Annotated in this window: 10 protein-coding genes; all 10 read left to right on the forward strand. The window is 73.4% G+C overall.

Going from position 1 to position 14,290, the window contains the following annotated elements:
• Positions 1-15: 15 nt before the first annotated feature.
• The 10 genes from H4W80_RS00210 to H4W80_RS00255 all read left to right on the forward strand — a co-directional run bounded on the left by H4W80_RS00210 (position 16) and on the right by H4W80_RS00255 (position 14,239).
• Positions 16-1,278, forward strand: coding sequence for an aminotransferase family protein (locus H4W80_RS00210; protein ID WP_225963158.1), 1,263 nt, complete (start codon positions 16-18; stop codon positions 1,276-1,278).
• Positions 1,229-2,773 carry an NAD-dependent succinate-semialdehyde dehydrogenase gene (locus H4W80_RS00215; RefSeq protein WP_192783184.1) on the forward strand — a complete coding sequence of 515 codons (1,545 nt, stop codon included), beginning with the start codon at positions 1,229-1,231 and terminating at the stop codon, positions 2,771-2,773. The genes H4W80_RS00210 and H4W80_RS00215 overlap by 50 nt, the downstream gene beginning before the upstream one ends.
• Entirely contained in the window at positions 2,770-3,960 is a 1,191-nt protein-coding gene (solA, locus tag H4W80_RS00220) for an N-methyl-L-tryptophan oxidase (protein WP_192783185.1), read from the forward strand. Before H4W80_RS00215 ends, solA begins: the two co-directional genes overlap by 4 nt.
• Before the next feature lie 186 nt (positions 3,961-4,146).
• Positions 4,147-6,042 (forward strand): S9 family peptidase, encoded by a 1,896-nt coding sequence (locus H4W80_RS00225; RefSeq protein ID WP_192783186.1) that lies wholly within the window; start codon positions 4,147-4,149, stop codon positions 6,040-6,042.
• Positions 6,006-7,319, forward strand: coding sequence for a serine hydrolase domain-containing protein (locus H4W80_RS00230; protein ID WP_318786626.1), 1,314 nt, complete (start codon positions 6,006-6,008; stop codon positions 7,317-7,319). The genes H4W80_RS00225 and H4W80_RS00230 overlap by 37 nt, the downstream gene beginning before the upstream one ends.
• Positions 7,320-7,383: 64 nt before the next feature.
• Positions 7,384-8,973, forward strand: a complete 1,590-nt coding sequence (locus H4W80_RS00235; RefSeq protein ID WP_318786627.1) for a PucR family transcriptional regulator — start codon at positions 7,384-7,386, stop codon at positions 8,971-8,973.
• A gap of 97 nt (positions 8,974-9,070) precedes the next feature.
• Positions 9,071-10,654, forward strand: coding sequence for an ABC transporter substrate-binding protein (locus tag H4W80_RS00240; protein ID WP_192783188.1), 1,584 nt, complete (start codon positions 9,071-9,073; stop codon positions 10,652-10,654).
• A complete protein-coding gene (locus tag H4W80_RS00245) occupies positions 10,654-11,661 on the forward strand; it encodes an ABC transporter permease (protein WP_318786628.1) in 1,008 nt (335 codons plus the stop codon). Before H4W80_RS00240 ends, H4W80_RS00245 begins: the two co-directional genes overlap by 1 nt.
• Positions 11,661-13,565 (forward strand): dipeptide/oligopeptide/nickel ABC transporter permease/ATP-binding protein, encoded by a 1,905-nt coding sequence (locus H4W80_RS00250; RefSeq protein WP_225963159.1) that lies wholly within the window; start codon positions 11,661-11,663, stop codon positions 13,563-13,565. The genes H4W80_RS00245 and H4W80_RS00250 overlap by 1 nt, the downstream gene beginning before the upstream one ends.
• A complete protein-coding gene (locus H4W80_RS00255) occupies positions 13,562-14,239 on the forward strand; it encodes an ABC transporter ATP-binding protein (RefSeq protein WP_318786629.1) in 678 nt (225 codons plus the stop codon). Before H4W80_RS00250 ends, H4W80_RS00255 begins: the two co-directional genes overlap by 4 nt.
• Positions 14,240-14,290: the final 51 nt, after the last annotated feature.

Consider the following 14,290-nt stretch of genomic DNA (forward strand, 5'->3'; position numbering starts at 1 on the left):
GATGAGGAGCATTTCTTGACGAGCACCAGCCTGTGGCATCCGCAGACCGCGATGTCCACCATCGAGGAAAGCCTCACGGTCATCGCGTCGGGGCGGGGCGCCTCGGTGCGTACCGAGGACGGCCAGGACCTGCTCGACCTGCCGGCCGGCCTGTGGCACGCCAACGTCGGACACGGCCGGACCCGCATCGCCGACGCCGTTCGGCGGCAGATGGCCGATCTGGAGACGTATCACCTGTTCCAGGGCATGGCCAACCGTCCCGCCATCCGGCTCGCCGAGCGCCTCGCGGCGCTGAGTCCCATCCCCGACGCGAAGGTCTTCCTCACCAGCGGCGGCTCCGACTCCGTCGACACCGCCTGCAAGCTCGCGCGCCGGCACTGGCAGCTGGCCGGGCGGCCCGGCAAGCGCGTCATCGTCTCCCGGCAGCACGCCTACCACGGCCTGCACGGGTTCGGTACGAGCATCACGGGCATCCAGAGCAACCGCGACGGGTACGGCGGCGACTCGCTGATCCCCGAGACCGCCCGCGTGCCATGGGACGACCTGGCCGCCACCGAGGCCGAGCTGCTCCGGCTCGGACCCGACAACGTCGCCGCCGTCATCGCCGAACCGGTCATCGGCACCGGAGGCGTGCTGCTGCCCCCGCCCGGCTACCTCACCGGGCTGGCCGAGCTGTGCCGCCGCCTGGACGTCCTGCTCATCGCCGACGAGGTGATCACCGGCTTCGGGCGGGTCGGGCAGTGGTTCGCCTGCCGGCGCTTCGGCATCGAGCCGGACCTCCTCACCATGGCCAAGGGCATCACCTCCGGCTACCTGCCGCTGGGCGGCGTGCTGGTGTCCCGGCGCATCTGGGAGCCCTTCTTCGCCGAGACCCCCGACGCCCCGACCTTCCGCCACGGTCTGACGTACTCGGGTCACGCCGCGGCCTGCGTCGCCGCCGAGGAGAACCTGAGCATCCTCGAGGAGGAAGGTCTGCTGGAGCGCGTCCTGGACCTCGAACCCGTCCTGGCCCAGGCCCTCACCCCGCTGCGCGACCACGAAGCCGTCGTCGACGTGCGGGCCGGCACCGGGCTGCTCGCGGCCGTCCAGCTCGACCCCGACGCCGACGCCCGTCCCGTGCTGCGCGCCGCGCGGGAGGGGGGCGTCCTGACCCGGCTGCTGGCCGACAACTCCCTGCACGTCAGTCCCCCGTTCGTCATCACCGCCGAGGAGATCTCCCGTGCCGCCGATGTCCTCAAGTCCGCTCTCGACCGAGCCCGTACCCTCGAATCCGCCTGAGGCCGCGCCGTCGCCGGCCGAGATCGCCCGGCACCGCGAGCTCACGGAGACCGCCGCCGCGTCGCTGCCCGACGGCTTCCTGGCCGCCGGGTGGACGGCGCCGCGCTCCGGGCGGACCTTCGCCGTCGCCGATCCCGCGCTCGGCCGGCCGGTCGCCGCCGTCGCCGACTGCGAGCCGGAGGACGCCCTGCTCGCGCTGACCGCGGCGAACGACGCGTTCCCCGCCTGGGCGGCCACCCCGACCCGGCGGCGGGCGGACATCCTGCACCGGCTCTACCAGGCGATGCTCGCCGACGAGGAGCGCCTGGCGGCCCTCATCACCCTCGAGGTCGGCAAGACCCTCACCGAGGCGCGCGGCGAGGTCCGTTACGCCGCCGAGTACGTCCGCTGGTACGCCGAGGAGGCGGTCCGCAGCTCCGGCCGCAGCACCCCGACCCCCGACGGCAACTGGCACATCGTCACCGCCCCGCGCCCGGTCGGCCCCTGCCTGCTCATCACCCCGTGGAACGTGCCGCTGGCGATGGCCACCCGCAAGGCCGCGCCCGCCCTGGCCGCCGGCTGCACGGCCGTGCTGAAACCGGCCGAGCTCACCCCGCTCACCACGCTGGCCTTCGCGCGGCTCGCGCAGGAGGCGGGGGTCCCGGCGGGCGTCCTCACCGTGGTCACCACCACGGATCCGGCGGCGGTCTGCGGCACGCTCATCGCCGACCCGCGACTGCGGAAGGTGTCCTTCACCGGGTCCACCCCCGTCGGGAAGCTGCTGCTGCGGCAGGCCGGCGCGCACGTGCTGCGTACGTCGATGGAGCTCGGCGGCAACGCCCCGTTCCTGGTCTTCGACGACGCCGACCTCGACCTCGCCGTCCGCGAGGCGGTCGTCGCCAAGATGCGCCTCGGAGGGCAGTCGTGCGTGGCGGCCAACCGGTTCCTCGTCCAGGAGCCGGTGGCCGACGAGTTCGCGGCCCGCCTCACCGAGGCCCTCACCGCGATCAGGGTCGGGCTGGGGACCTCGGACGTCGATCTCGGCCCGCTCATCGATGACCGCGCGGTCGCCAAGGCCGACCGGCTGGTCGCCGACGCCGTCGCGAAGGGCGCGACGCTTCTGGGGCGTGCCGGCGCGCCCGGCGGCCCCGGCAGCTGGTTCGGCCCGGTGGTGCTGGACCACCTCAGCGCCGACGCCCTCCTGCAGCAGGAGGAGGTCTTCGCCCCGGTCGCCGGCATCCGCCGGTTCCGGACGGAGGACGAGGGGGTGGCGCTGGCCAACGACACCCCGTTCGGGCTCGCGGCGTACCTGGTGGCACGCGACGGCGACCGGATCGCCCGGGTCGCCGGCCGGCTGGACAGCGGCATGGTCGGCATCAACCGGGGGCTGCTGTCCCACGTGGCCGCGCCGTTCGGCGGGATCAAGGAGTCCGGGCTCGGCCGCGAGGGCGGCGCCGAAGGGCTCCTCGAATACCAGAACCTCAAGTACCTCGCCGCCCCGGCGCTGGCCTCATGAGGCTCGCCGGAACCGCTCGCAGGAGGGCGGCGGTCGTCGGGGCCGGAGCCATGGGGAGCATGGCCGCCTGGCAGCTGGCCGAGCGCGGCCTGGAGGTGCATGCCTTCGACCGCTGGGGCGTCCCGCACCACCGCGGGGCCTCCGGCGGGCAGAGCCGCCGGTTCGCGGTCATCAGCATGGCCGACCCGGACCTGCCGCCGCTGGTGCTCCGGGCCGAGCGGCTGTGGCGCCGGCTGGAGGAGGCGACCGGGCGGCGCCTGCTGGAGCAGACCGGAGGGCTGATCCTCGGCCCCGCCGGCAGCACCTCCGTCCGGCAGGCCGTGAGCAGCTGCGAGACCTGGGGGCTGGCCCATCGCATCCTCGACCCGCACGAGGTGCGGCGGCGTTTCCCCCAGCACGCCGTCGACGACGGGGACATCGCCGTCCATGACTCCGCGACCGGCTTTCTCCGCCCCGAGCCGGCCATCCTCGCCGCGATCGAACAGGCCGCGACGCTCGGGGCGACCGTACGCCATGACACCGAGGTCCTCGCCATCGACGTGCGGTCCGGGACCGTCGGGCTGACCTACCGGACCGGCGCGGATCGACCTCGCAGCGAGACGTTCGACGCGGTGGTCCTCGCCCCCGGCGCGTGGGCGGCCACGCTGCTGCCGGACGGGCTGCGGGAGGCGATCGGAGTGGCCGGGCTGACCGCCAGGCGGCTGGCGCAGACCTGGTTCGTGCCGGACGACCTGTCGCTGTACGGCGCGGAACGCTTTCCGGTCTTCGAACGCGTCGCCATGCCGGACGGCGCCTCCATCTACGGCTTTCCCACCCTGGACGGCGCCACGGTGAAGATCGGCGTGAAGAGCCGCCCGCATCCCGAGCTGGCCGATCCGGCGCGGCCGGATCCCCACCTCAGCGCCGACCACCTGGCGGAGATCCGCGACGTCGTCGGGCGCTGCCTACCCCGGCTCAACCCGCGTCCGGTGCAGACCTCGGTGCACGTGGAGTCGTACACAGGGGATGGCCGGCCCGTCGTCGGGCTGCTCCCGGGCGCCGCGCACGTCGCGGTCGCCGTCGGATTCTCCGGCGGAGGATTCAAGTACGCCCCGGCGATCGGCGAGGCCCTGGGCGACCTGCTGGCGGACGGCGTCACCGAGGCCAGGATCCGGCAATTCGCACCGGGCCGGTCGGCGATGGTGTGATCAGAGCACCGCCCAGCCGGGGCGACCGGCTGGGCGGCTCGATCGTCAGGCGATCTGCGTGCTCGGGTGCCGGACGGCCGATTTCGCCTTCGGACGGTCCGGACGTTGGGCTCCCGCACAAGCCGGGCGGCGTCGTTCGTCGGGAGCACCGAAGATGCCCGGACGGCCGAGGCTTACGGTTCGTTCATGCCGCATCTCGCGCTCGACGACCTCTACCGGCTCGCCGTCCCTTCCGACCCCCAGCTGCGTCCCGACGGGGGAGCGGTGGCGTACACGCTGACGACCGCCGTACGGGACTCCGACGAGAACCGCACCGAGATCTGGCTGGCCGCTCCCGGCGCCGAGCCCCGGCGTCTGGCCGCGGGCAGTGCCGCGAGGTGGTCGCCGGACGGCCGGGCGCTGGCGTTCCTGCGGCCGGTGGACGGCAGGCCGCAGATCCACCTGTTGCCGATGGACGGCGGCGAGCCCGAACCGGTGACCTCCGCGAAGCTCGGCGCCGGCGCGCCCGTCTGGTCTCCGGACGGCTCCCGCATCGCGTTCGCCGCACCCGTCGGAACGGGTGAGGACGGCGGGATGCCCGACCCGAACGCCCCTGTCGTGACCGGCAGGCTCGACCACAAGGCCGACGGCGCCGGGCTGCTGCGCGGCCTGACCAGGCACCTGTTCGTCACGGACCTGGCCGGCGGCGAGACCGTCCAGGTCACCCAGGGCGACTTCCACGCGGGCGAGCCGTCGTGGTCGCCCGACGGCCTGCGCCTGGCGTTCGCCGCCGCCATGGACGCCGACCGCGACCTGGAGGCGGGCGGGTCCGCGTACGCGGTCGAGGCGGCCGAGGGCGGCGTGCCGGAGCGGCTGACGGATCCCGGCCTCATCTGCGGCGGTGTCTGGTGGCTGGGCGGCCGGCTGGTCGCCGCGGGGCTGAAGGGCACCGTGGTGGGGCACGTACGGCTGTTCGCGCTCGGTCCGGGCGGGTGGACCGAGGTGGAGACGGCCCTCGACCGGAACGTCATGATCGGCGCCCCCGGCTACCCCGGCGGCCTCCCGGCGCTGCTCGGCGAGGACCTGCTGTTCTGCGCGCGCGATGGTGGCTCGACGCATCTCTACCGTGTCTCCGACGGGGCGCCCGGCGAGCGGCTGGTTCCCGGTGAGGTCAACATCTCGGGGTTCAGCACGGCGGCGGGCGCGGTCGCGTACGTGGCGGCGACGCAGCACAGCGCGGGAGACGTCTACCTGATGTCGGATATGTCTGGCGCGGCAGCGCCGGATATATCCCGGCTCACCGACTACGGCCTCGACGACGTCGAGTTGTTCACCGCCCGCCGCCGCACGTTCACCGCCCCCGACGGCACCCAGGTCGAGGGTTTCGTCCTGCGCGACGAGACCGCGCAGACGCCCGGCCCGCTGCTGCTCGACGTGCACGGTGGCCCGCACAACGCCTGGTCGCCCGTCTTCGACGGCGTCCACCTCTACCACCAGCTCCTCGCGGCTCGCGGCTGGACCGTCCTCACCGTCAACCCGCGCGCCAGTGACGGGTACGGCGAGGACTTCTACACCGCCTCCATCGGCGCCTGGGGGGTGGGCGACGCCCAGGACCTGCTCACCCCCGTCGACGCCCTGGTCGCCGACGGCGTCGCCGACCCCGACCGGCTGGCCGTCGCCGGCTACAGCTACGGCGGCTACATGAGCTGCTGGCTGTCGGCCACCACCGGCAGGTTCAAGGCCGCGATCCCGGGCGGCTGCGTGAGCGACCTGACGAGCCTGAGCGGCACCTCCGACCTCGGCCACCTGATGAAGGTGCACGAGTACGCCGGCGACCTGGCCGCCCAGTCGCCGATCACGCACGTCGCGGAGGTCACCGCTCCGACGCTCATCCTGCACGGCCAGGACGACGACCGCTGTCCCGTCGGCCAGGCCGAGCAGTGGTTCACCGCCCTGCGCGAGCGCCGGGTGCCCGTCGAGCTGGTGCGTTATCCCGGCGCGAGCCATCTGTTCATCCTGAGCGGGCGCCCCTCGCACAGGTACGACTACAACGAAAGGATCATCGAGTGGCTGGAGCAATGGGTCAGCGGCTCGCCGAGCTGATCGCCGAGTACGAGGTTCCCGGCTCGGCGCTGGCGTACTGGCACCAGGGCGAGCTGCACGAGTTCGCGGCCGGCACGCTGAACGCCGACACCGGCGTCGAGGCGACCACCGACGCGCTCTACCAGATCGGCTCGGTCACCAAGGTGTGGACCGCGACCCTGATCATGCAGCAGGTCGAGCAGGGCCGGCTCACGCTGGACACGCCGGTCATCGAGGTGCTGCCCGAGTTCAAGGTGGCCGATCCCGAGGTCACCGCGAACGTGACGATCAGGCACCTGCTCTCCCACACCAGTGGCATCGACGGCGACCAGTTCATCGACACGGGCCGCGGCGACGACTGCGTGGAGAAGTACGTGGCGGCCTGCGCCACCCTGGCGCAGAACCACCCGCTCGGCGTCACCCAGTCCTACTGCAACTCCGGGTTCGTCATCGCGGGCCGGGTGCTGGAGCGGCTGACCGGCAAGCGCTGGGACGACGTCCTGCGCGAGGGCATCTGCGAGCCGCTCGGACTCACCCACACCTGGACGCTGCCGGAGGACGTCCTGCGCTTCCGCGCCGCGATGGGCCACGAGGACGGCAGGACCGCCCCGGTGTGGGGTCTCATGCGGTCGATGGGCCCGGCCGGGATGATCTGCGCCCGCCCGGCCGACGTGGTCGCCTTCGGCCGTGCCCACCTGGAGGGCGGCCTGCTGGAGAACCCGGCCGCCATGTGGGAGCCGCAGGTCGACATCCCCGACCCGTACACGCTGGGCAAGCAGTGGGGCATCGGCTGGATCATCGACGAGTGGAGCGGGCACAAGGTCATCTCCCACGCCGGCAACACCATCGGCCAGCACGCCGTACTGTGGGCCGTGCCCGATACCGGGACCGTCGTCTGCGTGACCGCCAACGGGGGCCGGAGCGGCGAGTTCACCCGAGCCGTGGCCACCGAATTGTTCGCCGAGCTCGACGGCCTGACCGTGCCGCCCGCGCCGTCCCTGCCGGAGACCCCGGCCGACGTGGACGTCGCGCCGTACGCGGGCGTCTACGAGCGGGCCGGCGCCCGGATCACGGTGAGCGTGCTCGACGACGGCAAGGCTCGCCTGCGCCTGGAGACCACCGGCGAGCTGGCCGCGCTGAAGGAGCCCGAGGAGGCCGACTTCGTCCCGGTGGACGAGAACCTGTTCCTGTTCCGGCTGCCGGGCACCCGCGACTGGATGGCGGCCGTCTTCTTCGAGCTGGCCGACGGCACCCGGTACGTGCACATGGGCGCCCGCGCCACTCCCAAGGTCGGCTGATGGGCGCCCACCCGCCCGTCGGCCGGCTCCGCTGATGTCGGTTTTCGTGGACTATCGTGACCGTGTGAAGAACCGTCCCCGCGCCAGCCTGGGACGGATCCTGCAGGACCTCGGCACCACCGTCCTCGACGTGGCGGCCTCACCCGGTGACCTCGACGCCGAGGTCACCGGCGTGCACATCTTCGACCCGCTCGACGAGCTGATCGTCCCCCCGGGCGGGATCCTGCTCGCGGTCGGCGTGCGGGGCGCCGCGGAGATCTGCTCACTCATCGAACGCGCGCCCGCCGCCGCCGGCGTCGTCGTGAAGCTGCCCGTGGACGTCGACGAGCAGGTCCGCGCCACCGTGCTGGAGACCGGCGTCGCCGTGCTCGGCCTCACCCGGGCCGCCTCCTGGGCGCAGGTCGCCGCGCTGCTGCGTTCCCTGCTGGCCGAGGCCGACCTGGCCGAGCCCGAGCAAGGGCCGCAGGGAGACCTGTTCTCGCTGGCCAACGCGGTCTGCGCGCTGCTCGACGCGCCCGTCACCATCGAGGACAGGTCGTCCCGGGTGCTGGCCTTCTCCGGCCGGCAGGACGAGGCCGACCCGGGCCGCGTGGAGACCGTACTCGGCCGCCAGGTGCCCGAACGCTACCTGCGGATGCTCGACGAGCGCGGCTTCTTCAAACAGCTCTACCAGAGCCGCGCGCCCGTCTACATGCAGCTCGATGACGACGGTGGGATCAACCGGGCCGCCGTGGCCGTGCGCAGCGGCGACGAGATCCTCGGCTCGATCTGGGTGGCCGTGCGCGAGCCGCTCAGCGAGCAGCGCGAACGCGCGCTCGCCGACGCCGCCAAGATCGTCGCGCTGCAGTTGCTGCGCGAGCGGGCCGGGGCCGACACCCAGCGGCGGCTGCGCGCCGACCTGCTGTCCACCGTGCTGGCCGGTGGCGGCGACGCGCCCGAGGCGGCGGGGCGGCTCGGCATCGCCACCGCCCGGCTCTGCGTGCTGGCCGCCCAGCTCGTCCCGGACGACGCCGCCGCCGATCCGGCCCGCGGCGAGAGCGATCGGCAGCGGTTCTGCGACGCGCTGGCGCTCCACGTCGCCGCCATCCACCCCAAGTCCGCCGCCGCGCTCATCGGCTCCGTCGCGTACGCCGTGCTGCCGCTGCACTCGCTCGGGGACGAGGAGGCGCGGGCCGTACGCGTGGCGGAGAGCTTCCTGGCCAGGGTCGGCCCCCGCCATGCCGCCAACATCGGCGTGGGCCGCCTGGCCGCCAACCTTTCCCAGGTGGCCAGGTCGCGCGCGGACGCCGACCGGGCGCTGCGCGTGCTGGGCGCCCGCGGCACCGCCGGGCAGGTCGCCGGCTACACGAGCGTGCACTTCGAGTCGCTGCTGCTGCAGGTCGCCGACGTGGCCGCGGCCGAGGAGCAGACGCCCACCGGCCCCTATCAGCGCTTGCTCGACCACGACGCCGAGCACGGCACCGAGCTGGCCGCCACCCTGCGGGCCTATCTCGACGCGTTCGGCGACGTCAACTCGGCCAGCGCCCAGGTGCACGTGCACGCCAACACCTTCCGCTACCGGCTCAAGCGCCTGGTCGAGATCAGCGGCCTCAACCTGTCCGACCCCGACGCCCGGCTCACCGCGATGCTGCAGATGCGGATCTTCGGTCGTTAGCACGAGCCCTCCCGGCTTTTTCGTGTGCGGGCACATAGAACCGGATCTGCGCAGGCAGGAAGGTTGTGCACACCCCCCGTGCTCGTCTGGAGTCCTCATGACAAAACCAGCAGTCGCGGCCCTCGCCGGGCTCGCTCTGCTCACGGCCGCGTGCGGAGGCACGACGAGCGGCCCCGAGCAGCAGGGCAAGCCGGCCACGGGCGGCACCTTCACGTTCGCGATCCCGGCCGATCCCGGCGTCCTCGACCCGGCCATGGGCGTGCTGACGGTCACCAACAACGTGCTCGCCCTGGCCTACGACACGCTCGTCTCCGCCGACGACTCAGGGAAGATCGTCCCCGAGCTGGCCGAGAAGTGGGACGTCAAGCCCGAATCAGTCACCTTCACCCTGCGCAAGGGCGTCACCTGCTCGGACGGCTCCCCGGTGACCCCCTCGAACGTGGCCGACAACGTCAACCACATCGCCGACCCCGCCGCCAAGTCGCCGATCTACGGCGTGTTCGTGCCCGCGGGCATGAAGGCGAAGGCCGACGACGCCGCCGGCACCGTGACCCTGTCCATGCCCGAGCCGTTCAGCTTCATCCTGGAGAGCACGCGGACGATGTTCATCGTCTGCGGCAAAGGGGTGAAGGACCGTGCCTCGATCGCCCGGGCCACCTCCGGCAGCGGGCCCTACCAGCTCACCGAGGCCGTACCCAGCGACCACTACACGTTCAAGGTCCGCCGCGACTACGCCTGGGGCCCCGCCGGCGCCACCGCCAAGGAGCTGCCGGAGACGGTCGTGATGAAGGTCGTGCCGAACGAGCAGACCGCCGCCAACCTGCTCATCGCCGGCTCCCTCAACGGCGCCGTCTTCAACGGCGCCGACCGGACCCGCGTCGAGGCGTCCCCGGGCGTGACCAAACAGTCGGTCTCGGCGGGCAACGGCCAGTTCTTCTACCACCAGGGAGAAGACCGGCCGACCCGCGACCCGCAGGTCCGCAAGGCCCTCACGCAGGCGCTCAACCTCCAGGAGCTGGGCGGCATCGCCTCCGGCGGCACCGGCAAGCCGGTCACCGGCCTGGTCCTGGAGCCGCGCCCCTGCCAGGGCGACTCCGTGGCCGGGCACGTGCCCGGCCACGACGCCGCGGCCGCCGCGGCCGCGCTCGACGCGGCCGGGTGGAAGCTCGGCGCCGACGGTTTCAGGGCCAAGGACGGCAAGCGGCTCAGCCTGCGCTACATGTACGGCACCACCCGCGGCCCCGGCTACCAGGCCGCCGCCGAGTACATGGCGCAGGCGTGGAAGAAGCTCGGCGTCGAGGTGAAGCTGAACGGCGTCATCGACACCAAGCTGTCGGAGTCGCTCAACGCCACCCAGGACTGGGACGTCGTGTGGCTGCCGATCCGCCTGCCCCTGCCCAGCCAGCTCGTCGGCTTCCTGTCGGGACCGTCCGCCCCCAAGGGCGCCAACTTCGCCCACCTGGCCAACAAGCGCTACGAGGAGCTCGTCGCCGAGGCGAGCAAGCTCCCCGCCGCCGAGGCCTGCCCGAAGTGGCTGGAGTCGGAGTCGGTCCTGTTCGAAGCCGCCGACCTGGTGCCCGTGGTGGACACCACGGCGCTGCAGGCCGGCAAGGGCGCCACGTTCCGCACCATGGCCGGAAGCCTGGTGCCCACCTCGATCCGCCTCACGCAAGGAGACTAGTGAGCGACCCCCGGACCACGCGGCGCCCGGGCAGCCAGGCGGGGAGCACGACCGTGCGCAGGACGCTGCGTACGGCCGTGCGCCGGATCGTGCGCTTCGCCGTGTCACTGGCGGTGCTGCTGGTGGCGTCGTTCGCGATGATCCACCTCATCCCGGGCGACCCGGTGCGCGCCTCGCTCGGGCCGGCCGCCCCGATCGAGCTGGTCGAGGCCCGTACGGCCGCGCTCGGTCTCGACCGCCCCCTGCCTGAGCAGTTCGTCACGTACGTCGGCCACGTCCTGACCGGTGACTTCGGCACGTCCTTCCTGACGGGGGAGCCGGTGGGCGACGTCATCGCGGCCCGCCTGCCGAACACCCTGACCCTGGCCCTCCTGGCCACCGCCGTGGCGCTGATCGTGGCGGTGCCGCTCGGCATGTGGGCCGCCGTACGCACCGAGAACGGCCGCAACCGCGGCACCGACCTGGCCTTCGGCACGGTCACCGGCACCGCCGTGGCCGTGCCCGAGTTCCTGTACTCGATCGCGCTGGTGGCGGCGCTGGCCGTCGGCCTCGGCTGGTTTCCGCCCGCAGGCAAGGCCGGGCCGCTCACGTACGTGCTGCCCGTCGCGGCCCTGGCGGCCGGGCCGATCGCCATGATCGCCCGGATCACCCGCGTCGAGACCCTGCGCGAGCTGGGCACCGACTACGTGCGCCTGGCCCGCGCCAAGCGGCTGCCCCCGGCCCGGCTCCATCTGCGGCACGTGCTGCCCAACACGCTCACGGCCACGCTGACCGTGGGCGGTCTGCTGCTGACCTCGCTGATCGCCGGCAGCGTCCTGGTCGAGTACGTCTTCGCCTGGCCCGGACTCGGCCTGAAGATCGTCGAGTCGATCACGCAGAAGGACTATCCGGTCGCGCAGGCCGTGATCCTCGTGTACGGCGCCATCGTACTGATCGTGAACCTCGTCGTGGACCTGGTGCTCGGCGCGCTCGATCCCACCTCGGAGATCAAGGAGGTCTCGGCCTGATGCGGGCCAGGACTGCACCGGACGGCCTGCGGGCCGCGGAGAAGGAGGACGGCGTGCCCTCCGAGCGCGCGAAGAAGGGGCCGAGGTCCGGGGGCGGCGTGTGGCGCAGCGCCCCGGCGCTGATCGGCGGCGTGCTGGTGCTGCTCATGGCGGTGCTGGCCGTGGCCGGGCCCATCATCTGGGGCGAGGCCGCAGAACGCATCGACGCCGGGGCCATCCTCCAGGGCGCCTCCGCCGAACACCCGCTCGGCACCGACAACCTGGGCCGGGACCTGCTCGCCCGAGTCCTGGTGGCGGGCCGTTACTCGCTGGCCCTGGCGCTGGCGGCCACGCTCATCGGCGCCGCCGGGGGCATCCTGCTCGGCGCGCTCCCGTCCGTGCTGCCCCGCCGGGCCGCCCGGATGGCGACCGGCACGGTCAACGCCCTGGTGGCCTTCCCCGGCCTGCTGCTGGCCATGTTCACGGCGGTGGTCAGCGGGCTCGGCGCGCGCGGTGCGGTGCTCGGCATAGGCGTGGCCATCGCGCCCGGCTTCGCGCGGCTCACCCAGACCCTGGCCGCCTCGGTCGCCGGCGCCGACTACGTGGCCGCGGCCCGCATGCTCGGCGTGCCCCGCCGCCGCGTCCTCGCCCGGCACATCCTGCCCAACATCGCCGAACCGCTCATCCTCAACCTCGCCCAGTCGCTCGGCGGCGCGCTGCTCGGCCTGGCCGGCATGTCGTTCCTGGGCCTCGGCGTGCAGCCACCGGACTTCGACTGGGGGCGCCTGCTGTTCGACGGCTTCGCGCGGATCTACGTCACCCCCGTGGTCGCGCTCGGTCCCGCGGCGGCCGTCGCCCTGGCCGGCATCGGCTTCAACCTGCTGGGCGACACCCTGGCCAGGGCCGCCGCCCGCTCCCCGGCCGGGCAGGGCGACGCCGTCCGCCCCGAGCCGCCGCGGCCCTCCGGGGAGCCGGACCCGGACGCAGTCCTGGAGCTCCGCGACCTGACCGTCTCGTTCCCGGGCGGCTCGACCCCCGTACGCGAGCTGTCTCTGACCGTGGCGCCGGGGGAGATCGTCGGCCTGGTGGGGGAGTCCGGCAGCGGCAAGAGCCTGACCGCCGCCGCCATCGGCGGCCTCGTTCCCTACCCCGGCGCGGTGACGTACGGCCGGCTGCGCCTCGGCGGCGTCGACGTCGCGACCATGTCCGGCAAGGAACTGGGCACCGCGCTCGCCATGGTGTTCCAGGACCCGATGGCCTCGCTCAACCCCGCGCTGAAAGTCGGCGGCCAGCTCGCCGAGGTGGCCGTCGTCCACCAGGGCGCCGGCCGCGCGGACGCCCGCCGCCGGGCCGTCGACCGGCTGGGCCACGTCCGGCTGCCCGACCCCGCCAAGCACGCCGCCCAGCATCCGCACGAGCTGTCCGGCGGCATGCGCCAGCGCGCGGTCATCGCCATGGGCCTCATGGGCACTCCACGCCTGATCGTCGCCGACGAGCCCACGACCGCCCTCGACGTGACCGTGCAGCGGCAGATCCTGCGGCTGCTCCGCGAGGTCGTCGAGGAGACGGGCGCGGCCCTGCTGTTCATCTCCCACGACATCGCCGTCGTCGGCGAGCTGTGCGACCGCGTCGTCGTCATGTACGCGGGCCGGGTGGTCGAGGAACTGCCCGCCGACCGGCTCGCCGACGGCGCCGCGCACCCCTACACCAGGGCGCTCATCGCGTCCCTGCCCGACCTCGACACCGACCGGAGCCGCCCGCTGGCCGGCATCCCCGGGACCCAGCCGGCCCCGGCGCAGGTCGGCACGGGCTGCGCGTTCGCCGGCCGGTGCTCGCTCGCCACCGAACAATGCCGGACGGAACGTCCCGAACTCGTGGTCCATGGCCCGCGCCAGCGGGTCGCCTGCTGGGAGGTCACCTCGTGAGGATCGAAGGGCTGACCGTGCGCTACGGCGGCTTCACCGCGGTCGACGACGTCACCCTGGAGATCCCCGACGGCCACGTCGTCGGGCTCGTCGGCGAGTCGGGATCGGGCAAGTCGTCGCTGGCCAGGGCCGTGAGCGGGCTCGTGCCCTACACGGGCGCGATCGAGGGAGCGCCGCGGATCCAGATGGTCTTCCAGGATCCGTACGCGTCGCTGGACCCGCGCATGACGATCGGCGAGACGGTCGGGGAGGGCATCGAGAAGCGCCGCCGTGCCACGGAGGTGCCACGGCTGCTCGGTCTCGTCCAGCTGCCCGCCGAACTGGCCGGGCGTTACCCGCGCGAGCTTTCGGGCGGCCAGCGGCAGCGGGTGGCGATCGCCCGGGCACTGGGCGGCGACCCCGCCCTGCTGGTCGCCGACGAGATCACCGGCTCGCTCGACGTGTCGGTCCAAGGGGCCGTGCTCAACCTGGTCCGCGGGCTGCGCGACGAACTCGGACTGTCGATGTTGTTCATCTCGCACAACCTGGCCGTCGTCCGGTACGTCGCCGACACGATTGCCGTCATGCACCACGGCCGGATCGTCGAGCACGGGCCCGCCGAGCAAGTCGTCGGCGAGCCGGCGCATGACTACACGCGCGCGCTGCTGGCGGCGGTGCCACGGCTCAGGACGTGATCGCGCCACTGCGCGGCACGGCTCGCCGGCGCACCATGCGGGAGGCGGCTT

It is taken from the genome of Nonomuraea angiospora, from assembly GCF_014873145.1.
Lineage (GTDB): Bacteria > Actinomycetota > Actinomycetes > Streptosporangiales > Streptosporangiaceae > Nonomuraea > Nonomuraea angiospora.

Excerpts from the sequence above, each read along its gene's own strand:
- H4W80_RS00215 (WP_192783184.1), top strand. The coding sequence starts at position 1,229 with ATGTCCTCAAGTCCGCTCTCGACCGAGCCCGTACCCTCGAATCCGCCT.
- solA (WP_192783185.1), top strand. The coding sequence starts at position 2,770 with ATGAGGCTCGCCGGAACCGCTCGCAGGAGGGCGGCGGTCGTCGGGGCC.
- H4W80_RS00225 (WP_192783186.1), top strand. The coding sequence starts at position 4,147 with ATGCCGCATCTCGCGCTCGACGACCTCTACCGGCTCGCCGTCCCTTCC.
- H4W80_RS00240 (WP_192783188.1), top strand. The coding sequence starts at position 9,071 with ATGACAAAACCAGCAGTCGCGGCCCTCGCCGGGCTCGCTCTGCTCACG.
- H4W80_RS00250 (WP_225963159.1), top strand. The coding sequence starts at position 11,661 with ATGCGGGCCAGGACTGCACCGGACGGCCTGCGGGCCGCGGAGAAGGAG.